The sequence below is a fragment of the Prevotella merdae genome, assembly GCF_900290275.1.
Lineage (GTDB): Bacteria > Bacteroidota > Bacteroidia > Bacteroidales > Bacteroidaceae > Prevotella > Prevotella merdae.
In genome coordinates this window covers 34,181-59,057 of sequence record NZ_LT985326.1, presented here as the reverse complement: position 1 = coordinate 59,057, position 24,877 = coordinate 34,181, and the positions used below count along the sequence as shown (strand labels likewise).

Annotated in this window: 28 protein-coding genes and 3 pseudogenes; 26 read left to right on the top strand and 5 right to left on the bottom strand. The window is 43.2% G+C overall.

Annotated features, from left to right (window positions below):
* The first annotated feature begins 111 nt into the window (after positions 1-111).
* The 16 genes and pseudogenes from C9991_RS14290 (at position 112) to C9991_RS14215 (ending at position 12,722) form a co-directional block, all read left to right on the top strand.
* Positions 112-858: a hypothetical protein gene (locus C9991_RS14290; protein ID WP_106813182.1), complete on the top strand. Its 747-nt coding sequence runs from the start codon at positions 112-114 to the stop codon at positions 856-858.
* Between the two features lie 157 nt (positions 859-1,015).
* Positions 1,016-1,480 (top strand): helix-turn-helix domain-containing protein, encoded by a 465-nt coding sequence (locus C9991_RS14285; RefSeq protein WP_411269388.1) that lies wholly within the window; start codon positions 1,016-1,018, stop codon positions 1,478-1,480.
* Positions 1,477-2,595 (top strand): AAA family ATPase, encoded by a 1,119-nt coding sequence (locus tag C9991_RS14280; protein ID WP_106813181.1) that lies wholly within the window; start codon positions 1,477-1,479, stop codon positions 2,593-2,595. Before C9991_RS14285 ends, C9991_RS14280 begins: the two co-directional genes overlap by 4 nt.
* A 191-nt stretch (positions 2,596-2,786) precedes the next feature.
* Complete coding sequence (locus C9991_RS14275) at positions 2,787-3,695, top strand: DUF8464 domain-containing protein (RefSeq protein WP_106813180.1); 909 nt, start codon at positions 2,787-2,789, stop codon at positions 3,693-3,695.
* Between the two features lie 151 nt (positions 3,696-3,846).
* Entirely contained in the window at positions 3,847-4,410 is a 564-nt protein-coding gene (locus tag C9991_RS14270) for a type IV toxin-antitoxin system AbiEi family antitoxin domain-containing protein (protein ID WP_094881057.1), read from the top strand.
* Positions 4,411-4,420: 10 nt separating this feature from the next.
* Positions 4,421-5,275 (top strand): nucleotidyl transferase AbiEii/AbiGii toxin family protein, encoded by an 855-nt coding sequence (locus C9991_RS14265; protein WP_106813179.1) that lies wholly within the window; start codon positions 4,421-4,423, stop codon positions 5,273-5,275.
* Positions 5,276-5,540: 265 nt separating this feature from the next.
* Positions 5,541-6,077, top strand: a complete 537-nt coding sequence (locus C9991_RS14260; RefSeq protein ID WP_157949498.1) for a hypothetical protein — start codon at positions 5,541-5,543, stop codon at positions 6,075-6,077.
* Positions 6,067-6,405, top strand: a complete 339-nt coding sequence (locus C9991_RS14255) for a DUF4134 domain-containing protein (protein WP_106813177.1) — start codon at positions 6,067-6,069, stop codon at positions 6,403-6,405. The genes C9991_RS14260 and C9991_RS14255 overlap by 11 nt, the downstream gene beginning before the upstream one ends.
* A 104-nt stretch (positions 6,406-6,509) precedes the next feature.
* A pseudogene (locus tag C9991_RS14250) lies at positions 6,510-6,686 on the top strand (conjugal transfer protein TraE); the annotation flags it as partial.
* Between the two features lie 228 nt (positions 6,687-6,914).
* Entirely contained in the window at positions 6,915-8,228 is a 1,314-nt protein-coding gene (locus tag C9991_RS14245; protein WP_106813176.1) for a tyrosine-type recombinase/integrase, read from the top strand.
* 5 nt (positions 8,229-8,233) lie between these two features.
* Positions 8,234-9,550, top strand: coding sequence for a tyrosine-type recombinase/integrase (locus tag C9991_RS14240; protein WP_106813175.1), 1,317 nt, complete (start codon positions 8,234-8,236; stop codon positions 9,548-9,550).
* Between the two features lie 41 nt (positions 9,551-9,591).
* On the top strand, positions 9,592-9,900 hold the full coding sequence (locus C9991_RS14235; RefSeq protein WP_157949497.1) for a helix-turn-helix domain-containing protein: 309 nt from the start codon (positions 9,592-9,594) through the stop codon (positions 9,898-9,900).
* A gap of 248 nt (positions 9,901-10,148) precedes the next feature.
* Positions 10,149-10,520, top strand: a complete 372-nt coding sequence (locus C9991_RS14230; protein ID WP_106813173.1) for a MobC family plasmid mobilization relaxosome protein — start codon at positions 10,149-10,151, stop codon at positions 10,518-10,520.
* Between the two features lie 3 nt (positions 10,521-10,523).
* Positions 10,524-11,591 carry a relaxase/mobilization nuclease domain-containing protein gene (locus tag C9991_RS14225; protein ID WP_106813172.1) on the top strand — a complete coding sequence of 356 codons (1,068 nt, stop codon included), beginning with the start codon at positions 10,524-10,526 and terminating at the stop codon, positions 11,589-11,591.
* A gap of 2 nt (positions 11,592-11,593) precedes the next feature.
* A complete protein-coding gene (locus C9991_RS14220) occupies positions 11,594-12,412 on the top strand; it encodes a hypothetical protein (RefSeq protein WP_157949496.1) in 819 nt (272 codons plus the stop codon).
* Positions 12,413-12,419: 7 nt separating this feature from the next.
* Complete coding sequence (locus C9991_RS14215; protein WP_106813170.1) at positions 12,420-12,722, top strand: hypothetical protein; 303 nt, start codon at positions 12,420-12,422, stop codon at positions 12,720-12,722.
* Here C9991_RS14215 and C9991_RS14210 read toward each other — a convergent pair.
* The 3 genes from C9991_RS14210 to C9991_RS14200 form a co-directional block, all read right to left on the bottom strand.
* On the bottom strand, positions 12,709-13,830 hold the full coding sequence (locus C9991_RS14210) for a PstS family phosphate ABC transporter substrate-binding protein (RefSeq protein WP_106813169.1): 1,122 nt from the start codon (positions 13,828-13,830) through the stop codon (positions 12,709-12,711). The genes C9991_RS14215 and C9991_RS14210 overlap by 14 nt on opposite strands.
* 224 nt (positions 13,831-14,054) lie before the next feature.
* Positions 14,055-14,387 (bottom strand): helix-turn-helix domain-containing protein, encoded by a 333-nt coding sequence (locus C9991_RS14205; RefSeq protein WP_106813168.1) that lies wholly within the window; start codon positions 14,385-14,387, stop codon positions 14,055-14,057.
* 4 nt (positions 14,388-14,391) lie between these two features.
* Positions 14,392-14,736, bottom strand: a complete 345-nt coding sequence (locus C9991_RS14200) for a type II toxin-antitoxin system RelE/ParE family toxin (RefSeq protein ID WP_106813167.1) — start codon at positions 14,734-14,736, stop codon at positions 14,392-14,394.
* Positions 14,737-15,213: 477 nt separating this feature from the next.
* Between C9991_RS14200 and C9991_RS14195 the strand changes: the two are divergent.
* The 10 genes and pseudogenes from C9991_RS14195 to C9991_RS14150 form a co-directional block, all read left to right on the top strand.
* Positions 15,214-15,486, top strand: a pseudogene (locus C9991_RS14195) (DUF4134 family protein); the annotation flags it as partial.
* A 198-nt stretch (positions 15,487-15,684) separates the two neighbouring features.
* Positions 15,685-16,857 (top strand): site-specific integrase, encoded by a 1,173-nt coding sequence (locus tag C9991_RS14190; protein ID WP_106813166.1) that lies wholly within the window; start codon positions 15,685-15,687, stop codon positions 16,855-16,857.
* A 26-nt stretch (positions 16,858-16,883) separates the two neighbouring features.
* Positions 16,884-18,152: a site-specific integrase gene (locus tag C9991_RS14185; protein ID WP_106813165.1), complete on the top strand. Its 1,269-nt coding sequence runs from the start codon at positions 16,884-16,886 to the stop codon at positions 18,150-18,152.
* 140 nt (positions 18,153-18,292) lie between these two features.
* On the top strand, positions 18,293-18,610 hold the full coding sequence (locus tag C9991_RS14180; RefSeq protein ID WP_004302115.1) for a helix-turn-helix domain-containing protein: 318 nt from the start codon (positions 18,293-18,295) through the stop codon (positions 18,608-18,610).
* Positions 18,611-18,612: 2 nt separating this feature from the next.
* Positions 18,613-18,930 carry a hypothetical protein gene (locus C9991_RS14175; protein WP_198643828.1) on the top strand — a complete coding sequence of 106 codons (318 nt, stop codon included), beginning with the start codon at positions 18,613-18,615 and terminating at the stop codon, positions 18,928-18,930.
* 64 nt (positions 18,931-18,994) lie between these two features.
* Positions 18,995-19,819 carry a hypothetical protein gene (locus C9991_RS14170; protein ID WP_106813164.1) on the top strand — a complete coding sequence of 275 codons (825 nt, stop codon included), beginning with the start codon at positions 18,995-18,997 and terminating at the stop codon, positions 19,817-19,819.
* A 284-nt stretch (positions 19,820-20,103) separates the two neighbouring features.
* Positions 20,104-20,493 carry a plasmid mobilization protein gene (locus C9991_RS14165; protein WP_106813163.1) on the top strand — a complete coding sequence of 130 codons (390 nt, stop codon included), beginning with the start codon at positions 20,104-20,106 and terminating at the stop codon, positions 20,491-20,493.
* A 2-nt stretch (positions 20,494-20,495) separates the two neighbouring features.
* Positions 20,496-21,728 (top strand): relaxase family protein, encoded by a 1,233-nt coding sequence (locus C9991_RS14160; RefSeq protein ID WP_106813162.1) that lies wholly within the window; start codon positions 20,496-20,498, stop codon positions 21,726-21,728.
* Between the two features lie 12 nt (positions 21,729-21,740).
* The gene (locus tag C9991_RS14155) at positions 21,741-22,343 is read left to right on the top strand and encodes a hypothetical protein (RefSeq protein WP_106813161.1); all 603 of its coding nucleotides are present in this window, start codon (positions 21,741-21,743) and stop codon (positions 22,341-22,343) included.
* A gap of 122 nt (positions 22,344-22,465) precedes the next feature.
* Positions 22,466-22,671, top strand: a pseudogene (locus C9991_RS14150) (transposase); the annotation flags it as partial.
* A 325-nt stretch (positions 22,672-22,996) separates the two neighbouring features.
* Here the strand turns inward: C9991_RS14150 and C9991_RS14145 are convergent.
* On the bottom strand, positions 22,997-23,500 hold the full coding sequence (locus C9991_RS14145) for an immunoglobulin-like domain-containing protein (protein WP_157949495.1): 504 nt from the start codon (positions 23,498-23,500) through the stop codon (positions 22,997-22,999).
* 4 nt (positions 23,501-23,504) lie between these two features.
* A complete protein-coding gene (locus C9991_RS14140) occupies positions 23,505-24,803 on the bottom strand; it encodes a chymotrypsin family serine protease (RefSeq protein ID WP_157949494.1) in 1,299 nt (432 codons plus the stop codon).
* Between the last annotated feature and the right edge of the window lie 74 nt (positions 24,804-24,877).

The following is a 24,877-nucleotide window of genomic DNA, read 5'->3' as shown; positions in this document are numbered from 1 at the left end:
ATAATACATCAAACAACCAAGGACGAGAAGACTCCTCGTTCTCTCTTTTTACCCCAATGCAATGAATGCACCTTCGCTAACGGTGTAGGTGGCATTTGTGGTACCAACAAATTGTGGCTGTTCTTCAAGGAAGCCCATGAGTGCTATCAGACGGAAGTCATAGGATGCGGTAAACTGTATCACCGCTACAAAAAGGACTTTCTCAACAGCCATTCCTATACGGACTGCCAGTATGCGGCAGGAAAGAACGAGCACAAGAAGAACTTCTACATCATGGAGGAGTTTCTTGAAGAACGTGAGGACTTGGTAGTCATATTCTTTACCAAAGTGGATTTCGAGTATCATGACTACAAGGCTCTTCATCACAAGTTCAACACCACGGAGCCGCCTCCAAACGGTCAGTATCTCCATGGTAAACCACCGTCAATATTACAAACAGCACAAGAAACCAAACCGAAACAGGACTTTCAATGTTACTTTGATTCTACTCAGTTGAACCTCATTGCGCGCCATGCCAATGAGGTTCATTTGTTCTCAGCCGATGTGTCGGAAGAAGATATGCGAAAACTCTTCTCGTGCCAAGTCTGCAAGCAGCTAAAGGCGAGAAGTAACAGACGTGTGGCATTCTTCTTTGACATGCTCTGCAGCAAGAACTTGATTTGCAAGCAATGGCAATCGGTCATTGCCAAGCATAAACTCATCCTTTCTTCATCAACAGACAAGCCACTTACAACAACCAAGCTGTCCTCAGCAAACAGTGATGCCAAAAGTACTAACGCCAGTATCTATGAGGCTATCCGCAAGAAAGTGCAAGAAATAGCAGATTGCGGTAAAAATGACAGCAAGGATACCATCTGACAGATGAAAACCTTGACAGTTGGCTTGATAGTCGGTTGACAGTCAAGCGCACTTCCATCCGATTGGGCAGAAATGCCCTTACCTTTGCCCTCCGTAATCAGAAACCTGGTTATGGAGGGCGACCTCGTTATGTGTAACGATAAACAAAATTACGACAATGATTGGACAGACAACAAATCAGGCAAACAATCCACCAAAGGATGGCACTATCCTACCGCCAACGATAGACGTGGATAAACACGAGTTGACAGAACCAGAACTGGCAGATATGACACCAATGAGACTTGCCGAGCGCATTCAACAAATGGAAGAAGCATTCAAGCTGCTTGGACCAGTGGAGGATGTGTTGAACCGCATCAAGTGCTTGGAAAAATGGCTCTTTGCAGGAAAAGACGTGCTCACCCTTGACGAGGCAAGCGTATTCCTTGACGCTTCAAAGAGTCAGCTTTACAAACTGACACGTACCTTTGCCATTCCCCATTACAAGCCAAACGGCAAGACCATCTATTTCAGCAAGGAAGAACTGGTGGAATGGATCAAGAAGCACCCTGTGAAAACAAAAGAGGTGTATGAGCAGGATGCCATACGCTATGTGATGAACAAACCTTTGAAGAGCAGATGACGATGGAAGAAATGAACGACATGAGCCTCTTTGAAGGCGCAGCGGACAATGCTGATTTGTTGGAAAAGTTGCTGAAGGCATCGCTTATCCATGCGGACGAGACCTACCAGACACCGCCACAGATAATATGGGTGGACAACTCGACTATAGCCACGCTTGGCAACTTCAGTGCCTCCACAGGCAAGGCGAAGAGCCGAAAGACGTTCAACGTGTCCGCTTTGGTAGCTGCCTCGCTTGCTAACGGAAAGGTGCTGCAATATACGGCAAAACTACCCGATGACAAGCGTAAGATACTCTACGTTGATACGGAGCAGAGCCGTTTCCACTGTCACAGCGTGATGCAGCGCATCCTCCGGCTTGCAGGATTGCCCGACAACATGAACAGTGAGAACCTTGTGTTCTTCGGACTGCGAGAGTACAGTCCCAACCTCAGACTGCGACTGATAGAATATGCCTTGCAGACGCAAAAGGGCTTTGGCTTGGTCATCATTGACGGCATAAGGGACTTGATGCTCGACATCAACAATCCGAGCGAGTCCGTCCATATCATCAACAAACTGATGCAGTGGTCAAGCCGCTATGACCTGCACATACATTGTGTCCTACACTTGAACAAGGGTGATGACAATGTAAGAGGTCACATAGGAACGGAACTCAGCAACAAGGCAGAGACGGTACTTGTGATAAGCAAGAGCAATTCGATGGCGAATGTGAGTGAAGTGAAACCGCTCAACATCCGAGACAAGGACTTTGCGCCCTTTGCGTTCCAAATAAACAAGGAGGGACTTCCAGAAATTGCCAAGGACTATGTGGTTGACTCCACCACAGCCAAACAGCCGAAGATGACAATAGCCGACATTACCGATGAGCAGCATGACAAGGCACTTGGAATGGCTTTTGGCAAGAAAGTGGTGTCAGGTTATGAGAATGTGATAAACGCATTGACGAAAGGTTATACAACTATTGGTTTTGCCAGAGGTAGAACAGTGATGTCAAAGTTGCTGACCTTCCTATTGAAGAGCAAACTGGTGGTGAAGTGTGGCAATAACGAGTATTGCAGAATGAAGGACTACCCTTCGCTTCCGCTGCTTGAAGAGCAGGAGGTGAAGAAGTGAGGATGAAGCGAAAATCACTTCAAAAACCACTTCATTCACCTCGGTGTATATATAATAGTAGAACGGACGGATTTTGTGAAGTGGCATCATATTTAACTACATGGACATACGACAAAATGACTTCACAAAACCGTTCATTCACTCTGGTGTATATATAATAAGCGCACGAATGAACAAAAAATGAATGAAAGATGAACATACAACAAGCAAAGGAAATCAAACTCACGGACTATCTGAGCGCATTGGGACATCAGCCCAAACGATGCAGCAAGTCCACATCTTATTATCTGTCGCCATTGCATGCGGAGACAAAGCCATCGTTCAAGGTGAACTTCAGCCGAAACCAATGGTATGACTTTGCTCTTGGTAAAGGTGGCAATATCATTGCTCTTGCTCAACTTCTCTACAATACGGATGATGTGGGTACAGCATTGCAGCATATAGCAGCGGACATGAACAACCCAAAGTCCACAAAGGCAAAACCTCCCATACCGACACAAGTAGAGACAGACAAGATGGACAAAGTACATATCCAAGAATTGTCCTACCCTGTGCTTATGTCGTATCTGCGTTCACGCCATGTGGATGCGGACATAGGTAAACGCTATTGCAAGGAGATCTGGTACACGTTTAAGGGCAAGCGGTATTTTGGTATAGCCTTTCCAAATAACAGGGATGGTTATGAGCTGCGTAACCCATATTATAAAGGTTGTTTGGGCGAGAAAGACATATCCTTGATACATTCACAGCAAGTTGGAGTGCAGGACAGATGCTGCATCTTCGAGGGGTTTATGGACTTTCTGTCGTACAAGACTTTGGAAAAGCGAGGCGACAATGTGATTTGCATACAAGAGCCATGTGATTATATTGTACTGAACTCTATCAGTAGCCTTGGGAAATGCATGGAACGATTGGCGTGTTACACTGCTATCCATTGTTATCTTGATAATGACAAGGCAGGACTGATGGCTGCCCATACAATCATGGAGCGTTATCAAAACAAGGCAATCAACGAATCCACAAGATATGCAGAATACAAGGATGTCAATGATTATCTGATAGGCAGGAAATCCATTATTCCGCATAAAGAGGATGTATAAAGCGATAATTTTCTACGGAGAAAGTCAATATTCTCCGTAGAAAACTATCGTTTGCGTGATTTTTGCGTAGATTTTTGTACAAACATACTACACTTTTGAAAATATGTAGTAACTTTGTACAGAATTAAAGATGCAAATCATGGAAAAGTGTATGACAAATCCAAAATCTGAAGGCTATATCTCTGCAAAAGATATGGCAGGAAGAGCTGCATACTATAAAGTATTGCAAGCTGCCAAGAATGGCGAACTCACCAGAATAAAAAGAGGTGTGTATGCAACCGATGACCATTTGGCAAGTCAAATGCTTGATGTGGAAAAGGTTGTTCCTGGTGGTGTGTTGTGTCTGTATTCCGCTTGGTCACATTATCAGATGACTACACAAGTACCACAAGAATATTGTCTTGCAATAAAAAGAGGCCGAAAAATCACCCTTCCAGATTATCCCCCAATCACACTATACCATTGGAGTGATACCGCCTTTAACCTTGGAATTACGAATACAGAGATTGAGGGGTTCAAGGTGAGGATATATGATGTTGAGAAATGTGTCTGTGATGCTGTAAAGTATAGAAACAAAATTGGCATAGATGTCTGTACGGAGATTATAAAGGAATATCTTAAACGCAGAGACCGCAATGTCAGCAAACTGATGAAATATGCCTCACAACTGAGAGTTGCCAAAACATTGGGAACATATCTACAAATGGAACTATAAAACAAGAAATATGACAACGAAGAATTATGCTCGCTCAGTAAGAGCGAAACTGCTTAATATATCGAAAGAAGAGAATGTTTTCTACCAATCGATATTGACACGATACTTTCAGGAGCGTCTGTTATACCGTCTGTCGGTAAGTCCATACAAAGAACGCTTCATATTGAAAGGTGGTGCATTACTGTATGCCCATGAGCATTTGAAAGCAAGACCAACATTGGACATAGACTTCCTTGGTCAACAGATTAGCCGTGAGTTGGACAATATCAAGGAGACATTCCGAAATTTATGCGACATAGAATGTCTGGAAGACGGAGTTGTCTTTGACAAGGACAGCATTAGTGTAGAAGAAATCACGCTCAAAAAAGAATATAATGGTGTGCGAGTGCATGTCAAGGTAGGACTTGACACGGCAAGCCAAGTCATTTCCATGGATGTAGGCTTTGGCGACATAATAACACCTGCGCCTGTTGATCTTTCTTATCCGGTGTTGCTGGACACATTGCCAGAAGTTGACATCTTGGCTTACTCTTTAGAGACCGTGGTGGCTGAAAAGTATCAGGCAATGATAGACCATGCGACAGAAAACAGCCGCATGAAAGACTTCTTTGATGTGTACAGAATACTCAAAGCAGGAAATATTGACTTGAACACATTGCAAGAAGCCATCACAGCCACGTTTGAGAACAGAGGCACCGCCATCTCTACGGATTATAGCCTTTTCGAGGATTCTTTTGCGACAGATGCCAAACGAAATATTATGTGGAATAGTTATTTGAAGAAAATCAAATTCAAGGAGCCACTAACCTTCCAAGAAGTTTGGACATATATCACTCAGGAACTGAAACTATACATGGAAAAATAAAGGTATTACGATATGCCTTATCAAGCTCTCCCATTCGGAGGGCTTTTTTTATGCCCTTTTGCCAAACATGCGAAAACTAACAGAATAAACTGATTAAAGTATGATTGAGAGTATGATATATAGTTATAAATTGAATATATCTTAAACTTTGGCGACCATACTTTACAAAATTCTTTTATGTCGGATTTTACTCTTTACTTTGCACTCGCAACTGGCACTTTTGCCACTGCATAGAGTATAAATCATCAATAAAACAAAGTATTATATGAGTTCATTTTTGATATTCGCCATCAGCCTTACCATTGCATACGCTATCTACTATGCGGTGATGATAACGAGAGACCTGTATGGTAAGAAGGAAGAAGCCAAGAGCAACGAGGAAGTGTTTGACATTAGCAACATAACGGAAGAGGAAGCCGCAGTAGCCGTCAACGAAAGTGATGGTGGCTTTAGTGTTGCCGACAAGCAATACGACACAGGTTTCCAAGACGGCACATCATACGATGAGGACTATGGCATGGGAACAGAGAGTAACGGAACGAATGGTTGTCCTCCTGGTACGGATTCTTCTGGCAGAGAAGATGATGTTGATGAAGACGAAGAAAATGATGTCAACCAACAGAAACCGAAGAACGCAGCCGAGTCGTTGCAGGAAAAGATGGATGGACAGATGGAGTCCACTTCTCCCATATGGATAGACGGACTATGGCAGGACGACTTTACGGAGAGCCTATTGAGACAAGGCGAGACAAAGCCAGGACAACCAAACATCAAAACAATACCAGTCAAGGATGAAATTTAGCCATATCATAAAGAATGTAGTAAGTTCCTTTGTCTTTGCGCTGCTCCCCCTGTCCGCATCAGCCAAATGTGGCAATGTGGACTACAGCTGGGGAGCAGACGCACTGGCAGAAATGCACGATTATGTGGTGACGATGATGCTGTATGTGCTGTATCTGACATACGCCGTCGCTGCTGTGATGGTGATTATATCCGCTTTGCAGATATACATCAAGATGAACACAGGGGAAGATGGAGTCACCAAGTCCATACTGACGCTGATAGGAGCCTGTCTGTTTATGATAGGTGCATCCATCCTGTTCCCGGCATTCTTTGGCTACCAGATTTAAGACTCAACTGCAGAAGAGTATATCATGTGAAAGCGACAACACCTTTCTATATAATTATAATAAGGTGTTGCCAAACGAATCATTAACAAGTAAAACAAGAAAGAATGTTTAAGAAAACAACAAACTATCTGAAGAAGACCGCCAAGAGTGTTCTCTCTTCAGGACGCTTGAAGACATTGGCATTGATGCTCCTTGTGGGCGGTGGCATTGCCATGGCGCAGAACTCGGCTGGTGACTATACGGCAGGTACCACCGCGCTTACAACAGTGACGGAGGAAATCAATTTTGGGGTAAATCCAACTAAATATAATACTTGCATAAAATCATACTTATCGAACAATAACACTTCATACACAATGAATTACAGCGTAAAAGTGAATTATAATAATACTTAATCGGTTTGCATAAAGTTTGATTTCTATGGGAACATTTGTGGGAACCATATTATCTTTGCATTGAAAAAGGGTAATATTACCCCAGTTTTGAACATTCATAAATTTGTTTTTGAGATGAAGATTATACCGTATTTTCGCAAGAGTAATTCTGCCGTTTATGTAAGGTTGAGAGACGGAAAGGACGTTGATTACAAAATATCCACAAACTTGTATATTGACCCTATCCATTATGACGCATCCGTGCCTGGCTATTCAAAAGAAAGCAATGTGCCTCAAGAAGTGAAGGACAAGTTCAACAGACAACTCGCAGACATTCTTCTTTTGGTCGGCAAAGAATATCACACAGGCTGTACACTTGACTTCCTGCACCATATTGTAGATAACTATTTCAATCCCGACAAGCAGGGAAAGGAGCATGAGGACATTGACAACACCAAGACTGGTTTCTTTGACAGAGCCGAGCAGTATTTGAGAGAGGTAAAGAATGGAGCGGAAAGCAAATGTGCTATCACATCCATATTCCGTAGACTTCACCGCTATGAGGCATGGCAAAAGGAAATGGAAGGTCGTAAGGACTTTGTTCTTCGTATCGAGAATTTTGGAGCGGACGAGTTAGAGCGCTTTATGAAGTATATCACTGAGGAATACACATACTTCGCCAACAATCCCGACTTCTTCAGCCGATTTGAGATTTACCGCAATACAATGAAGCCATCATCTGCCAATTCCGCCTTTAGTGGAGGAACAAGGTTAAAGGCGTTCTTGAACTGGTGCGTGAAGAAAGGCTACACCACTGACACCTCATTTCGAACGGTCAAGGTGGACAAGCATGTGTACGGCATCCCTTACTACCTCACCATTGAGGAACGTGACCAAGTGCTGCACAGAGACCTCTCAATCAGTCCACGTATCGAACTGGCAAGGGATATGTTTGTGTTCCACTGTCTTGTTGGTTGTCGTGTTGGCGATTTGTTCGCTTTAACAAGAGAGAATGTCGTTGGGGATTTCTTGGAATACATACCGAGCAAGAACCTCAACAAAGGCAAGACAGAGGTAGTCCGTGTTCCCCTATGCGGCAAGGCATTGAATATACTGGCGAAGTACGAGAAGTACAGCCCGAGAATGTTCCCTTTGTTGGATGAGCATTTCTACAACTTGGCTATCCAGTTTGTTCTTGAACTCTCTGGTGTCAACCGCATGGTGCCAGTTCTCAATCCGCTAACACGGCAAGAGGAAATGAAGCCTTTGTATGAGGTGGCTACAAGCCATGTCGCACGAAGAACCTTTATAGCGAACATCTACAAGCATGTCAAAGACCAGGCGTTGGTGGCTTCTCTCACAGGACATGCTCCTAACAGCCGAGCATTCGCCCGATACCGCACCATAGACGATGACATGAAACGTGAAATTATCAACCTTATAAAGTGACGATTATGAACGTAACCGCTTTTATACGCAAGACATCAGCCAAAGACAAGGCTACAATATATTTCCGTGTCCGTGACGAGAAATGTGACATCAAGTGTGCGAGCGAACTGACCATCAATCCCAACCATTGGGATTCCAAGCGTCAGAGTTACAAACAGCGCATAGCTTTGGTAAAGGATAGCGAGAGACAGCAGCTTAATGATGCCATTCTTGACTTGAAGAGACTCATATCAAAAGAATACTATATAGGGGCAACCGCAGAATGGCTGAAACGTGTGATATTCGTCTTCCATCATCCCAATGCCTACAAGTTGAAAGACAACCAATGCCAGGAGACAAGGTTGTCGGTGCTTGTGGAGCAATACATTCAGGCAAAAGGCTTTGAGAAAAGACAGGCATCCGTAATACGTGCCAATATCGGGAAGATAGAACGCTTCGAACAATACCAGAAGACCGTGAAGAAACGCACCGACTATGTAATGGGCATTGACAATACTACAGCAGAAGATTTGGAAGACTTCTACCAGTTCTTGGTGCATGAGCATGAGTATGTCAAGTTATACCCATATCTGTACAGAAATGCGGCAAAGTCTGTGACGCAAGCCGTGCGTTCAGACAACACGCTGCACTCCAACTTCGCACGCCTGCGGACAGTCTTCATGTGGTGCATACATCGTGGCATCACCACCAACAATCCGTTTCTACAGTTTGAAATGCCAAAAGCCGTATATGGAACTCCTTGGTATATCAGCATAGAGGAGCGTGATTGTCTTTACGAACTTGACCTTTCGGACAATCCGCACTTGGCTACGTTCCGAGATATGTTCGTCTTCCAGTGCTTCCTCGGTTGCCGTTTCGGTGACCTGCTCAACCTCAAAAAGGAGAATGTCATAGACGGTGTGGTGGAGTATCTTCCGCAGAAGACCAAGAATCACGACGGAAGAACCGTCCGTGTTCCTCTTACAGAGAAAGCTCTCGCTATCTATGACAGATACAAAGACAGACCGACCCTTTCGCTGTTTCCACACTACAACGTGGCAGACTTCAACAAGGCTGTCCGTGCGGTCATGGAACTGGCACATCTTGACAGGAAAGTGCCGATACTCAACCCTCAGACCCGACAGAACGAGATGCGACCGATATGCGAAGTTGCCACTTCCCATGCTGCCCGAAGAACTTTCATCGGAAATCTCTACAAGCAAGTGCAAGACCCGAATTTGATTTCCTCTATGTCTGGTCACGCCAACGGAAGCCGAGCGTTCGCACGATACCGAACAATAGATGATGACATAAAGCGTGGACTTGTTGACCTTATCGGTTGATGGTTCACGTATTCACACAACAATCAAAAGAAAGGAATAATATGGATTTATACTCAATGATACAGAATGGAGCGCACTTCAAGGTAGAAGTGACCTCCGAGGATCTGGTCACCTTTGCCGATCGACTTATAACAAAGTCGCAGGAGATCAAGGCAATGGAACTGGCAAACAATCCCGACGAGGAGAAATGGCTGACCGCAGAGGAAGCAGCCAAAATGTGCCGTGTATGCGCCACCACTTTATGGTCTTGGGCGAAGTCAGGCTATCTTGTCCCTGCCAAGATGGGACGGCAGCGTCTGTTTGCCTTGTCGGACATTCAGAAGATACTCAATGACAGAGCCAAGAAGTAACATTTGTAACACCACAGCACCAGTCAAGACATTCTCTGAGAGCCTTGCTTCTTTTCTTCCCTAAGTTCGCCATAGCTTCACCTTACGGCAAGGCTGTTGGCAAATCTATCTCTTGTAGGTCAGTCGAACCGCCAAGCGTATCTTTGATTATTGGGGATGTTGGGGAGCAAGTATAGGTTTAGTGTACCACAAAACCACGGCTCACAAGCCGGGAGTGTCCGCACAGGTGCTTCAGACACGATAGGACAATGACATCCCCAACATCAACAGAACATAAGAAAAGAGGCGGTCGCCCGAAACAGCCGAAAGGAACGCAGCGCACCCACCCTGTGAAGGTGTATTTTGACGATGCCAACTACCGAAAGTTGCTCCGCATACAGAGGAGAGACAACACTCCGCTGTCCACCTTGGTATATAATCTTGCTGTAAACGGCTATGTCAAAGAGCCGATTTCAAGGGAACTCACGAAGTACATCCGTGACCTTTCGGGCATGGCAAACAACTTGAACCAACTGGCACACCTCGGACACATTCATGGTGGCTTGGCTGTGGCAGACGAGAACAAACGGCTGGCACAGTCCATCAGTGAGATTATCATCAAAATCAACGAACAGTTATAGTCTATGATAGCAAAGATTAAGCAGGGCAAGGGCTTTGGTGGATTGGTCTCATACGCCAACGACATCAAGAACAAGGACACGAACATCATCGCATCAGAAGGTGTTGACCTTTCTACCAACAAGTCGATTGTCGCCAGTTTCAACATTCAAGCCAAGGCTCGCCCGACACTCAAAGCGTATGTCGGGCATATTTCTCTGAGCTTTTCACCAGAGGATTACAAGCGAATGAGTGACGAACTGATAGCGGAAATATCAAGGAAGTATCTCCAGAGAATGGGGATAGTGAACACCCAGTTTGTCATCTTCCGTCACCACGACAAGGCGCACGACCATGTTCACATTGTGTACAACAGGGTGGATAATGACGGCAACGCAATCACTGGTGACAGCAACTTCAAGAAGTCAGCAGCCATCACCAAGGCACTCACAAGGGAATACGGCTTGACATTTGGCAAAGGCAAGAAGAATGTGAACCGTGAGCGACTGAAAGGCAAGGATGCCTCCAAGTACAGAATGTATGACCTCATTACCGCAGCATTGAAAGACTGTCGTACTTGGGATAGCCTTAGACAGGCTCTTTCCAAGAAAGGTATAACTATGGACTTGATACACAGGGCGGACGGAAGTGTCAAAGGGATTTCTTTCTCTGATGGCAATGTCACATTCTCTGGCGGCAGGATAGACAGAAGTCTTACCTTGGGAAATATTCAAAAGATACTGACTGATGAACGAAAAGCTGTCGGTGCTGTGGAGAATATCGGAAACGAAAGCTACACGGAAAACAAGGTGGCAAATGGCATGGATAATGCAAAGTCCTCGTCCTATTTCACATCGTCTTCTTCCCTAAATTCAGACAATGGGACAAGCGTATCTATTGCAGACGAAGAAAGCACTCCAACTGCTAATGACACAGATGATAATACTTCTATTGGCATGTCTGATGTTGTAGGAGCGGTTGCAGAGTTAGTGCTTCAACCTCATGCCGTTTCGTCAGTTGGCGGAGGTGGTGGTTCGTCACGTTCTGATGATGACGACAAGGACAAGAAAAAGTACAAACCAAGACGCAGATGATTATGGCAAACAAGAAACCTGTTCCTTTGAAGGACGAAGCGATAGACACTCTTGATGAATTGCAAGACAAATTGCAGACTTGCATCAATGCGCTCAATTCGTTGTCAGGCAAAATCGGCTCGCAACCAACGGATAACATAGATGTAGAAAAATTCAAAGTTGATGTGGCATCCGCTGCAAAATCGGCTGTCGAAGACTTGTTGGATGGCAGACAGAAGCAACGTGAGGAAAAGGATAAAAATGACAAAGAGAAATTTGGAATAACCCAAGATGAGTACATGGGGACTCTATCTGAAAGGTATGATATTGTCCTTTCCAGATGCGAGGGACTTCTAAACATTATAGAAAAAGAACGAGCTTTGGCTTTTTCTTTGAATGACAGGTATAAGAAATCCGATGATTGTATCAAGATTATTGGCAATACATTGGACTCTATCTGTGAAAATTTGGGGGTGCAAGCAAAAGTTGGCGTAACGCAGCCATCAATGCCCAAGACATTAAAGGAAGTTCCGTCGTTTCTTCTTTGCACCATTCCTTGGTATTGGATAAGGCGCATTTGGTATTCTCGCTATGTTAGACAATTAGCTCTTATACTCATGCTGTGTTCTTGGGCTTTGTCTATTGGATTGACTCTATTCTTGGCAAAGGACAATGCTGACTTGCAAAAAGACAAAAAGAAGAATATGCTTATACGCAAATTAGCCATTTCACAACCAAAAACTGCTGAATTTGTAAACTATGTGGATATGGTATATGCTGATGAAGCAGCCCATTCTAAAGAAATAAGCCAGTTATGGCAACAGTATTATATCAAGAAATAACGGAACTATGGATAACAAAATTATTGAACAATTGAGAGGAGAAGCAAAGGATGCACTCGTTCATTGGGCTAAGACTGATAAAGGATATTTCATGATGAAAGATGCCTTGGAGAAATATATTGAAGCCACAGGTGCCAATCGGTCTTGTGGAAACGGTAAGGAAACAATTCTATTGGGCAGACGCATTGCTGCCCAACGAATTGTGATTGATGCTATCCATTTACTCAACAAATATGAGCTGCATAAGATAGATAGCGAAATGCCTACCCTCATAGATGGAGCATCATTCAAGTCATCTATTTCACGATAATTTTCTCAGAAACGACCTTTCCTTTTATTGTTTCAGTCTTAATAACCAATCCTTTGGGAGAACGATTTATTTTCCTGCCAGATAAATCTGTGTAGAACGCTGATGAAGAGGATTGGGATGTTACCTTCTTTATGTCTGTACTTGTGGAAACTGGAACATAGCCACTCTCCTTCACGATGTTTTGCCCTGATGTAGTCGTTAAGTACTCGAATAGTTTGTACGCAGTAGAAGCCTTGTCTATATCAGAACGCACTGCTGCATATATTTCAGACACGTAGGGGTATGTGTTGTTTGAAATTGTACTTTTGTTTGGCTCAATACCATTGACACATATACTTTTCGCCCAAGCCTGCTCACCTCGTACCATGATGCTGTAATAGAAATATGGAGTATAAGCTATGCCGTTTTTATCATAGCGTAAAGAAAAAAATGGTCCAGCCATGCCATGTGTTATCATTTCTGGCCAGTCTATCATTGTTAAGCCCTTCATAACCAAGGTTTCCATTTTCTCTTGACTTCCAGAGTTGGCATTCCTTATGTAAGGACTAATTGTGGCATCGTTGCCTCCAACATCTTTCCAATTTCTTGTTTTTCCAGTGTAAATGTCTTGTATCTGTGAAATTGTCAGATTATTTACAGGGTTATTATTATTGACGATGAAGATAAATGCATCACGTCCAATAGGATGCTCTATCAATGAGACACCTTTTTCATCGGCATAGTTTTTCTCATCTCTTGATATATTGCGAGAGGCTATGATGAGTTCCACGTTGCCATCAATGAGGTTTGTGTATGAGCCGTGAGTGGTACTGCACTTCAATTTGCTTTCCAAGACTTCCTTTTCACCTTGCGATATTGTTGCCTTATCATAGTCAATCTTGCAATACCACGTTTGATCTAAGACCGCATTATTCCACCAAACATAAGGTAAGCCTAATGTTTTAGCTGTCAAAATGACACTTAGTGGTTGGGTTGAAGTAGAACAATCAATCACAGGAAAATCCTCTATAGTCATGATTGGAGAACTTTCATTTGTGGTTTCTTCCGCCTCACAACTTACAAAAACCATTGATATGGCAAGAAATAATATTGATATTTTTGCTTTCATTTCTTATCGGAATATTTTTTATAATAAACGAGCGTAAGCCTTTTTTATTGTATTATTGGAGTTGTACAATCTTCAAAATACCATTGCTTACATCTCAAAATAACACATCTGCATTCTCATATTGGGAACAATTGTTTGTGTAAGACGATTGTCTATACTGAGTTTCAATATATTATCCGTCACTTTATACAATTCTACCAAGATTGCACAATCTAACCGTCATCTTACCACAACGCAATCTTGCCTGCAATACCCAAATCAAGAGTGGCTGTTGCAATACCCAATGCTTGAAACACACGGCTCATGGTTGGTAATGTGATAACACTTGTACCTTTCTCCAACTTTGATATCTGAGCACGCTGCACTCCGATACGTTCACCAAGTTGTTCTTGTGTGAGGTTTTGCGCCAATCGAGCCTTGCGTATGGCTTCGCCTACAATATAGGCGTTCACATCTTCTTTGAGCTTGGCTTCCATGGCTTCGCGCTCAGGTGTACCTCTTTTACCCCAAAGTTTATCTTTCATATTGTCTGCTGGTATCAATTTCATCTGTGCCATAATGCTATTTCTTTTTACTGTTAAAATACTCTTTTCTTATCTCTTCCGCTTTGGCAATCTCTTTTAATGGTGTCTTCTGAGTTTTCTTGATAATACCATGTGTGGCAATAACCAAAGTTTCTTCCTCAGTGTCCCAAAAGGAGAAAAGCCTATAGCATATACCATTGTAGAGAGTGCGAAACTCCCATATCTCGGTATTCTCCAGTTTCTTGAAGATGTCAACTTTCATCACTCCTTCCTCAACCTTGAAGATGTTGTAGTATATCTTCTGCTGAGCTTTGAATGGCTGCGCATCCAAAAAGGCTTGTGCTTCTTCTGTCAACACCACTTTTAGCTTGTTGATGCCCATTTTGTTTTGAATTATGGTACAAAGATAACGATTTGTTTCCAAACAGCGATACAAAATTCGGTTTTTCATCTCTATCAGCCCCACTTTTAACACTCTCACTACTTGTTAGTATCAGATATGTAACTTGCTCACTCTTTTATTTCCCTAAATTTGATATTTCAAAAATAGGGAAGAGGAAAATGTGTATGTGGAAAGTTACGGAGAAAGTGAATACTATCCGTAATATCTTACATTGTTATCAAACTTTACCCACCTTCTTACAAGTCACCCTGCGCTAATAAATGTGTTAATCAAATCTTAATTCTATGTTAACAAGTCTTTACTGCCAAATCCCTTTTTTGAAGCCATTTCAATGCCGTTGAACACACCCTCTTTTAGCACATTCAAACTCCCCATTAAAATATGTTTTTTGGAACATTTTGGGAACATCATACTTGCCATTACATCTGTCATACACTGATAATCAAGTACTTAAACGCAATCTTGTGTTATTCGGAGGAAATTGCCAAATACGTGCCTATTGTGGTCAAACTCTGCTATGCCATTGCAGGTGTTGTAGCCGTAGTGGGTGCCATCAGCGTTTACATCGCCATGAACAACGAGGAGCAGGATGTCAAGAATATCTTAGTCCTCAGAAATGCGTTTGAAAAGACAAGAAAGCAAATGAAAGTAAATGCGCTAAGTATCAATGCTTTAAGTGATAATTTGAATTTTCAGATGTTTGCCAAACTCACTCTTAAAAAGACATAAAAGACTGTTTCTTGTTTCCGTTTTGTTTCTCGTTTCTCGGTTTATTTTCTTATCTTTACATCAGTTTTCCGAAGTAAGGGAAGAGAAAGAAAAGCAAATGTCAGCATAGGAAACCATATCTGACATAGACTTTCAACAAGAGGGAGAAAGACCCTCCAATGTAGCAGAATACAAAAACAAAATAACACTTCATACATCATGGCAAGACCAAAGAAACAAGTAAAGCTGAAAGAACCGATTAAAATTCGGTTGAAGTCGCTCGCAGATGGCAACAAGAGTATCTATCTTGACATCTACTATAAGGGAGTGAGGAAGTATGAATACCTCAAACTCTACCTCGTCCCCGAACTCAACCCCATCTGCAAGGAACAGAACAAGCAGACTATGGCGGTTGCAGAACGCATCAAGGCAGAGCGCATCAAAGCCCTGCATGGTCATGGCATACAGGACTGGGAGACAGTGAAACAAGGCTCGATGCTTCTTACCACATGGATAAAGAAGTATTGTGAAGGTGGTGTCGGTATCAAGAAGTCAACGCTCCATTGCCGTGTGGAAATGATGCACACTGTGGAGAAGTATCTTGACGAGACTAACAAAGGCTTCATTTCGCTTGAAGAGGTCAATGCGGAGTTCTGCCGTGGATTTGTGAAGTTCTTGCGTAACTTCCCAAACTCCCATATCAAGTATGGCGAGCCAAGACCTATCAGCGAGAATACGGCAAGCAGATACCTCGGAATGTTCTCCACTGCACTCAACAACGCTATGCGACAAGGCATTATCCGCAACAACCCTATGAAAGAACTGGATGCACGTGAACGCATCCAACCCAAGGATGGCAAGAAAGAGTATCTGACCATTGAGGAACTTCGCACCCTCATGGCTACGGACAGTTATCGTCCGGAAGTCAAGGAGGCTTTCATCTTCGCCTGTTTTACTGGATTGCGATTAAGCGACATGTACCGTCTTGCTCCGATGCACATCTTCAAGACCGTTGACGGAAAGGGCGAATACATAGACATGGAAATGCAAAAGACGGAGAAGCCAGTTATAATACCTCTCTCGGAAGAGGCTAAGCGGTGGTTACCAAAGCCAAGAGGAAATGATATTCCTTTCTTTGATATACCAACCACACAGACCGTTATAGGCAGAGCACTCCGCAAATGGGCGGAAGCAGCTGGAATTGAGAAGCATATCTCATTCCATTGCTCACGGCACACGTTCGGAACGATGATGCTCACGCTCGGTGCAGACCTTTTTACAACAAGCAAGCTGATGGGACATTCCAACATTCAGACCACAGAAATCTATGCTAAAATCGTGGATAAGAAGAAGGAGGAAGCCATAAACCTCATTGATGGTATGTTCACATAAATCATTGACAACGAATATATATATACATGACAATAACTATCAGACAAAAGGCACTTGCCAACGACAACATAAGCTTGTATCTTGACATCTATGATGGTGGCAAGCGCAAGTTTGAATTTCTTTCCCTCTATTTGTTGCCAGAGGTTGATGCAGAGACCAAAGCAAGGAATGAAGAAACATTGCAACGTGCTCACCAGATAAGGGCAGAGCGTATTCTTCATCCAGAGACCATCCCAGAGGTAGGTCACTTGATGATTGTGAAGGAAATCCCCAATGACGAGTCTCCCGAAGTCATGGACTGGATCCAGACTTACATCGACTGGATGAGCGACAACACAGACTATTCCAAGGCTATTGTTGACCAGTCAAAGTATCTGAAATACCTAATGAGCGAGTTCCTTGCCAACAAACGCAGACCTCACATCACTCTGAGGAAGTTCGACAAGGCATGGTTCAAGGCTTTCTTCCTTTGGTTGAAGAACGACTATGTACCACAGAAGTATGTACGAGTTGAAGCCAAGCCTTTGTGTGAAGGCTCCCTGCATAATGTTCAACAACGCATAGTGGCGGTGTTCAACAAGGCTGTCAAGTTCGGCAAGTTGAAGGCAAACCCTTTCTACCAGTTGGAGAAGTCAGACATCTTTCCCAAGCCAAAGACATCACATAAGCAGTATCTCACTCCCGATGAACTGAAAAGGTTCATGGCTTCAGACGAGAGAAGTCCAGGAGTTGCAGAAGCACGGAGAGCTTTCGGTTTTGCCTGTCTAACAGGACTTCGTATCAGCGACATCAAGGCTCTGCGGTGGAGTGACATCAAGAGAAACAAGGAAACGAACACGCTTGTAATCGTCCAGAAGAAAACAAAGGCTCTCAATGCCGTACCAATCGGCAATACCGCCTTGTCATGGATGCCACCCAAAGGCGATGATGATTTTGTGTTTCACCTTCCTGCCAAGGCTAATGTGGATGCAGCCCTTAAAAGGATAGCCAAAAAGGTGGGCATTGAGAAGAATATCTCTTTTCACTGCGCCCGACATACATTCGGAATTTTGGTGCAGGCGGTTACCGGCAACATTGAGACTACCAAGAAGCTGATGGGACACAAGTCGCTCAAATCCACCGCCATCTATGCAGATGTGCTGACGAATGAAAGGGTCAAGGCTGTTGACAACACGAAGAAAGCCTTTCGAGGTGGCAAACAGCGTGAAGAGAACAAGCAAATACCAAGAACAAAGCGGACAGCAGCCACCAACACCCATCCACGCAGAATAACTTTTTTACAGGATAACAAGTAAACAGAACTTTTCAGGATAACAACCAGTTAAATTCACTTTTGTAGTCCCCATATTTCGGGCAGGGATTTCTCTCTGCCTTGGGGGACTACACTTTCAAAACAAGCAGTACAACGAATCACAAACAATTAAATTACAGGATAATGAACAAAACTATCGACACCGAGACTCTTCTTTTGAAGGTAGAGTCACATGAGCACCGCATTGGGATAATGGAGAACCTACTCCGTGATGCCAAACAAGTATTGACACTGGAGGAAGCTGCCTTATTCATGGGAATATCAAAGAGCAGTCTCTATAAGATGACACACAAGCATGAACTTCCGTTCTTTCGTCCCAACGGCAAGATTATATACTTTGAAAAGTCCGAGCTTTTGAACTGGATGCGCCAGAACCGCAGTATGTCCGAGGCTGAGACCAAGGCAGCAGCAACCAAGCACATGAGTGAACTTTGTAAATAGAGATGGCGATGATGAAGGACGATATTTCCCATGAGGAGTACAGAAGCAAGTTGGCAAATGTCGCTGACCTTGCCGTGAGCTACATCAATACTGGCAACGGCTACTTTCGGATGCGTGATGCTTTCAACGGACTTGCCGAGCAATGCGGAGCAAACAAGGGCATCAATGATGAAGCAACCATTGGAAGAAGAAAACTTCTTGCCCAGTCTGTTTGCATTGAGTGCATTTCACGATTAAGCAGCCATTCTAATGACAGGTTGCAAGGCGAACTCTATGTTATTGCAGAGGACATTTCCCCAAGGAGAGGACGGCACAGATGATTTTCTCTTTACTGAGAAAAACAGTCTTGCCATTTATGGTTATAATATTCAAAATTTACAGAAGATGGATAAACAAAAGATACATTACTGCTTCACGCTGTCCGATACACAGATGGAGTATCTTCGTTGCAAGAAGTACAAGATTGACCGCATGGAATGCTTCATGTCTCTTGCCTCTCTTGCTGAACGTGGAACAACACTTGTTTCTATCAGCAAGACCCAACAAGTGGAAATCTTGTGTGGGCAATGTATGGTTGACAACACCCAACTTGCCAAACTCTGGGATAAAGACCGCAAGACCGTTCCCAAACTATTACAGGCTATGGAGGCTGTGGGCATTTCCTCTTCACAAAAAGTTGGAGACAACCGCATCATTACCCTGCATTCTCTCTCTGGTTGGTATGTGGACGGAAAATTTGTCAAGAACGGCTTTTCATTGAAGCGCAATGCGGATGGCTCTGCAATCGTCCATACGGAAGTTCCAAAAGCAAGAGTAATTGTTATGACAACGGAGGATGATACAAAGTCGGACAAGGAAGATGGGCATTCTGCCAATGGAATATCCGATACTGACAACAAGGGCAATTCTTCTACGGCAGAGATTTCTTCTTCCCTAAATTCTGCTTCATCTAATGATAATGGAAGTGTGGGTAAGGTCGAAACTAATGACAATCTTTCCGATGCTGTTACTGGTGGAATTTCCCCACAACAAAATTTCTCCAGACAATCTGTTGGCAATCCTTCTTCCATGCAAGAAGCAGATGCCAAACAGAATGAAGGAGAACACAACACATATCCACAGCATATGGCAGGAGGACAAACACAACAGTCTAACGGTTCTAATGCCAATGGTTACAAGCCTAACAGTTACCATAACGGCAATCAATAGGCATACAGAGGCTAATGAGCTACCATACCGATAAATCATCCAAAAGGACGATTTACAGCATAGACTACCGTCAAGCTGTTATACGTTTAAGCAGCCTTGGGGACGGACGCTGTTAAAAGTGCCGTCATTTTATAGGTACTTTTCGAGAAATCCTTTTGTAATACAGACGCCGTGTCCGTCTTTCTGTATTCCTAAAAGTTTCTCGGACTACTCGCAGGCTCGCAGTCGTGACCACCTTTGCAAGGTGCTTGTAATCATCCCATTTTAATCAGAGACAAGAACAAATGAGAAAGAAGAAAATCGTAAGGAAACCGCCTACAGAAGTCCATACCTACCGATGCACGGAAGAGGAATTGAAACGTCTCCAGACACATGCCAAGGAGTGTGGGTTAAGCCTGAGTCGCTATGTCGTTGAGACAGGCTTAAAGCACCGTCCACGCATGAGGCTCACCAAGGAAGAGGTGGACGCTCTCAACTCTCTCGCCATCGCAAGGACGGATTTGATAAAAATCAGCAACGTGCTATCCAAGAAAACGGCTGAGGAAAAGGCTCGGTTCTTCAAGAATGAGAAGTTCATGCGATGGTGGATTGATGCCGTTGCAGGACTTATCCAACATTGGTATAGCATTGAAGAGAATATCGCTACAAACGTACAGACCAAATCAAAGGAGTAATCATGATTATGCTCGCAAAGGTAGTATCGTATGGAGGCAATTCCGTAAGGTACGCATTGGAAAAGGAGAATGCAAAGACGGTCAAGGTGAACAATATGCCCGATGGTCTTGACCCTACCGCCATCTGGTACATGATGAAGCATCATTGCCAATATCATCAGGCAGAAAGAACTGTTGGCAGAAAGTTGGAAAGGTTCATGACCACTTTTGTACTTTCCCCATCAAAGGAGGAATCTGCCAACTTCACGATGGAAGATTGGTCTAACCTCCAAGATGAAGCCTTGGAAGTTTTGGATTCAGTTGGACTTACGCCCAATGGTTTCTCCAATGAGATAAAGACCAATTTCACCAATTCTATGAATGTGGGTGGACTGCACTCTGACTCCAAGTCAGGAACGCTGCACCTTCACATTGACTGCTGTCGTGTGGATATGGAGGGTAACACCAACGATGTGCATGATATTCATCTTCGGGCAATGAAGGCTGCGGAAATCATCAATATGCGCCATGGATGGGAACAACCGCAGGAAATTCGGAATATGCGGAAGGTGGAGCTTGCGGAGGATTGTGAAAACACTCTCAAAGATATGCAACAGTTCAACATAGACAGATACTTCAATCTGTTGCGCATGAAAGGCTATGAGGTAAAGCCACGCTACGACAAACAACGGAAACTTGTCGGCTACACAGTCGGCAAGAATGCTTCTGTGTTCAAGGCTTCTGAGATTGGCAGGAAGTTTATGGCATCAAAGATTGAAGACACCTGGAAGAAACTGCATCCACAACCTACACAAGTCAAGACAAAGCCGGTTTCTCCATCCGTTGCTCCTACGCCTCGCCCAGTTTGTCCTGTCGCTCAGACTCCAACATCATCAAAACCAAAGGCACAACCTCAACTTGCACAAACGGCATTCACAATCAACATTGGCGATGGAGTCAAGAAGGTGTGGATTCCGAACTCTGTCAAAGATGTCTTTTCTAATGAGGTTCAGATTCCAGAGGATAATGATATTGCGACAACAGAGAATGTCGCTCATGTAGCGATGCTGTTGTTTGCAGGGTATATTGACGCAGCTACTTCCATGTCTGAATCATGTGGCGGTGGTGGTTCTGCTCCTTCTTCTGGTTGGGGCAAGAAGGATGATGAAGATGACTGGAAGTTTGCCCACCGTTGCGCACAGATGGCTCATTCCATGTGCAAGCCAAAGCCACGCAGCAGAAGTTTCCACCGATAAATCAATGACAATATGGCTATCAGAAAAAGCAATATAAACATAGACACAGAAGAAAGATCCGACTTTGACAACATGATGAATGATGTCGAAAACGAGGTTGAGGAGCAGCAAGCCGAGGATGGACTTGTAAACCGAGTTCCTGAGTTGAAGCAGTTGAGTGAGGATATTGACAAGGCTACAAACTCCTTCATCAATGCCACACTTGAACTGGAATCTGCCATTCAGCAGTATCAACGTGCGGAAGTTCAATTGGGTGGTGCTGTGACTACTATCAGCAAAAAGGTTGATACCATCAATCAGCACATAGACAAAGTTTTGGAAAATGCTCCCACGAAATTAAAGGTGTCTGTAAATGTCAATGATGCTGACTGGCAGAAAATCCAAGAACTGTTCACCAAAGAACGTCAATGGATGGTCTCACAGATGCAGGAGCATATCCGTGAGGTCAATTCCATGTTTGCTGATGAACGGAAGAAAGTCCGTGAGCGATACAAGGAATATGATGGCTGCTATCTCGGTCACTATGCACAATGGTTCTTCTGGTTTTTCTTCACGATTGGCTTCTTTGTGGTTGCAGGAGGTGTTGGAATGATAATTGCACAGAACTATATATGAGATAATATGAGATAGACGAGTTACTGCCTAACATTAAGTTTGCACTTAAAATTAGGCAATTACTATTATTATCTCGATAACCAATCAACCAATTTAATTACCTTCTTCGTGCCATAATGATAAGAATGATGCTGCGCAAGAGATACATTATCGAAACCATTAACGACATGCTGAAGAATACGGCACAGATTGTACACTCACGCCATAGATCTGTAAGCAACTTTATCATGAACCTTATTTCAGCATTGGGAGCATATTGCTTCTTCGACAATAAGCCAAAGGCATTGCAGGGATACTGCATCGCACCAAACAGCTGTCACTATTCTAAGGGCAAAACAACTTCTTTCAACCTTCTGTTATTACCCACTCCTAATGGTATGGGGAGGAGGCGTATTCACGCTGCATTTATATTGTATAAAACACTCGGTTATCCCGAACTTGGATATTCATTGTTATATTGTGTATCTATTTTCGGCCGCAATGATTGTTCAAACGAGAGCAAAGCCGAGCTTGCTTGAGCAATGTAGAGTGTAGCCAATCTCCACATTTTCTCGTTTGCAAAGGTACGGCAATAATCTCTGCAACACAGTTGCAGAGATTGCGTCAGCACTTGTATTTGGACAAAAAAGTGAAAACCTTTTCACCTCTTGTCTTTAATAAACCGTAAAGACTGAATAAACGTAGCGTTTTTCCTTGCCATTTATTTCTATCTCCCTGCCCAAGCGGTATTCGCCAGGAGAGAAATCTTTCTCGTAGCTCTCGCTTCGCAGAGGAATATTTATGTCATAGCTTCCGCCGTTGCCAATATTCACCGCCAACAGGGTGGCTGAATACAACGCTCCGCCCTTGCTCCTTTCCCTGTGTTCAAAGGGTATCCAATTTTCGCCAATCTTTTTCTCAACGACCCTTTTGCCTGTTAGCGAAATTGATGAACACTTAGTGTTGTTGACAATCTTGGCAGACACAATGGTGTCAACGGGTGCCTTGAAACGATTTGCAGACAATTCCATCATGATGCTGTCACAGCTATCGCTGTGCAAACTGTCACTCAGAGCCACCGCAACGGAATCGTTGCCGTTTGAGCCAGTGGCTTGTATGGAGCATCCTGTAAAAGAGCTACATATGGACAATGTTAATATACATATCAGATTTCTCATACGTTCAATACCTCTTAAGATGCAATGCTTTCAAAACGTTATCCGCCTTAGAGTAGATGAGGTAGTTCTTTCCCATTTTTTCAGGGTGTCCATATACGACACCGACTGTCAAGCGTGTATTATACTTCGATATATAGGTGTATACAATTCCACCGCTATCTCCTCCATCTGCGGTACATTTCACAAGTGTCATATCAGAGAATGTCGCCGTTTCGTCTTCAGACAGAACAGTACAATCTATATCCTGTATATAACCACCTGTGCGTTTCGTTGTTGCGCCATATTTGTTCACGTATGTCCCTTCTCCTGGTTTGTTTGTCGTCGTCGATAGAACACTGCTTGAACTGCCACCAATATAATTGTTGATGTTGAATTCATCCAAATAGCCGCATGGAATAAAAGAAGCTTCGGCATTTCCTGTTGAGACAATTCGGGAAGAACAAATGCCAAAAGGATTGAAATCTTTATCATAACAGTATTGCCCAACGCTGACCACATGCCCTGCGGTCACTAATCCACAACGTTTTTGTCCAGAAGTCTCTTGGGCGCGAAATGCGAATGTGCCGTAGATAGGTTTATCACCTGACATTGAAATAAGACACGTATCACCTGCGCCAATAGGAAATTTAGATATTGTAGCCAATGTTGTGTAAGAGCGCGTATTAACAAGCTGTGTGGAAAGGCAAGGATTATCTGTATTGATTTTTCCCATGTTTGTGAACACTACAGCAGGGTTATCGTAAAAATTTTTAAACTCCTTTATTCTTGATTGAGAACAATCGGCAAGATAAACTACAACAGCGTTGTTTTTCTGACTGATACCGATGGCTGTTAAGTTACTTTTCAAACTTGTGCTCATTTCAGCATATTTTGAATACAGATGCGACTTTATATTTTTCAACTCTTGCAATGAATACACACATCGTTTAAATTTCAACAGAGAACTATTTACGAGGGATTTTATCCTGTTAACACCACTAACGGAATCCCCCTTTATTGAAATGGTCAAAAATCCATCTTTTTCGATGAAAGAACCACCATAGTAGTCTGGATAGCTGTCCTCACCATCCACAGATCTCGTGGCAACCTTAATTTTGGCAAGCAAACTGGCGTTTATCTCGTTAGCTTCTTCCTGACAGTCGGAAGGCACTTCTTGAAGTAAAACGTAAGATTGATTTTGACTTTCATCTATAGCCGTTACGTCTGTATCGTTATCAGAACTGTCAAAATCATCATCTTTATTGCAACCAACGATTGTAATAACGCCCCAACACAAACAAAAATAAAATATAAATTTCTTCATACGCATAATATTTAAGTATTTCTATAAAATATTACAAATTTAAGAACATAAACAGTTTGTTGTTTGTTTTATTA

Coding starts and splice junctions, on each gene's coding strand:
- C9991_RS14285 (WP_411269388.1), top strand. CDS start 1,016: ATGATTGGACAGACAACAAATCAGGCAAACAATCCACCAAAGGATGGC.
- C9991_RS14280 (WP_106813181.1), top strand. CDS start 1,477: ATGACGATGGAAGAAATGAACGACATGAGCCTCTTTGAAGGCGCAGCG.
- C9991_RS14275 (WP_106813180.1), top strand. CDS start 2,787: ATGAACATACAACAAGCAAAGGAAATCAAACTCACGGACTATCTGAGC.
- C9991_RS14270 (WP_094881057.1), top strand. CDS start 3,847: ATGACAAATCCAAAATCTGAAGGCTATATCTCTGCAAAAGATATGGCA.
- C9991_RS14265 (WP_106813179.1), top strand. CDS start 4,421: ATGACAACGAAGAATTATGCTCGCTCAGTAAGAGCGAAACTGCTTAAT.
- C9991_RS14260 (WP_157949498.1), top strand. CDS start 5,541: ATGAGTTCATTTTTGATATTCGCCATCAGCCTTACCATTGCATACGCT.
- C9991_RS14255 (WP_106813177.1), top strand. CDS start 6,067: ATGAAATTTAGCCATATCATAAAGAATGTAGTAAGTTCCTTTGTCTTT.
- C9991_RS14245 (WP_106813176.1), top strand. CDS start 6,915: ATGAAGATTATACCGTATTTTCGCAAGAGTAATTCTGCCGTTTATGTA.
- C9991_RS14240 (WP_106813175.1), top strand. CDS start 8,234: ATGAACGTAACCGCTTTTATACGCAAGACATCAGCCAAAGACAAGGCT.
- C9991_RS14235 (WP_157949497.1), top strand. CDS start 9,592: ATGGATTTATACTCAATGATACAGAATGGAGCGCACTTCAAGGTAGAA.
- C9991_RS14230 (WP_106813173.1), top strand. CDS start 10,149: ATGACATCCCCAACATCAACAGAACATAAGAAAAGAGGCGGTCGCCCG.
- C9991_RS14225 (WP_106813172.1), top strand. CDS start 10,524: ATGATAGCAAAGATTAAGCAGGGCAAGGGCTTTGGTGGATTGGTCTCA.
- C9991_RS14220 (WP_157949496.1), top strand. CDS start 11,594: ATGGCAAACAAGAAACCTGTTCCTTTGAAGGACGAAGCGATAGACACT.
- C9991_RS14215 (WP_106813170.1), top strand. CDS start 12,420: ATGGATAACAAAATTATTGAACAATTGAGAGGAGAAGCAAAGGATGCA.
- C9991_RS14210 (WP_106813169.1), bottom strand. CDS start 13,830: ATGAAAGCAAAAATATCAATATTATTTCTTGCCATATCAATGGTTTTT.
- C9991_RS14205 (WP_106813168.1), bottom strand. CDS start 14,387: ATGGCACAGATGAAATTGATACCAGCAGACAATATGAAAGATAAACTT.
- C9991_RS14200 (WP_106813167.1), bottom strand. CDS start 14,736: ATGGGCATCAACAAGCTAAAAGTGGTGTTGACAGAAGAAGCACAAGCC.
- C9991_RS14190 (WP_106813166.1), top strand. CDS start 15,685: ATGGCAAGACCAAAGAAACAAGTAAAGCTGAAAGAACCGATTAAAATT.
- C9991_RS14185 (WP_106813165.1), top strand. CDS start 16,884: ATGACAATAACTATCAGACAAAAGGCACTTGCCAACGACAACATAAGC.
- C9991_RS14180 (WP_004302115.1), top strand. CDS start 18,293: ATGAACAAAACTATCGACACCGAGACTCTTCTTTTGAAGGTAGAGTCA.
- C9991_RS14175 (WP_198643828.1), top strand. CDS start 18,613: ATGGCGATGATGAAGGACGATATTTCCCATGAGGAGTACAGAAGCAAG.
- C9991_RS14170 (WP_106813164.1), top strand. CDS start 18,995: ATGGATAAACAAAAGATACATTACTGCTTCACGCTGTCCGATACACAG.
- C9991_RS14165 (WP_106813163.1), top strand. CDS start 20,104: ATGAGAAAGAAGAAAATCGTAAGGAAACCGCCTACAGAAGTCCATACC.
- C9991_RS14160 (WP_106813162.1), top strand. CDS start 20,496: ATGATTATGCTCGCAAAGGTAGTATCGTATGGAGGCAATTCCGTAAGG.
- C9991_RS14155 (WP_106813161.1), top strand. CDS start 21,741: ATGGCTATCAGAAAAAGCAATATAAACATAGACACAGAAGAAAGATCC.
- C9991_RS14145 (WP_157949495.1), bottom strand. CDS start 23,500: ATGAGAAATCTGATATGTATATTAACATTGTCCATATGTAGCTCTTTT.
- C9991_RS14140 (WP_157949494.1), bottom strand. CDS start 24,803: ATGAAGAAATTTATATTTTATTTTTGTTTGTGTTGGGGCGTTATTACA.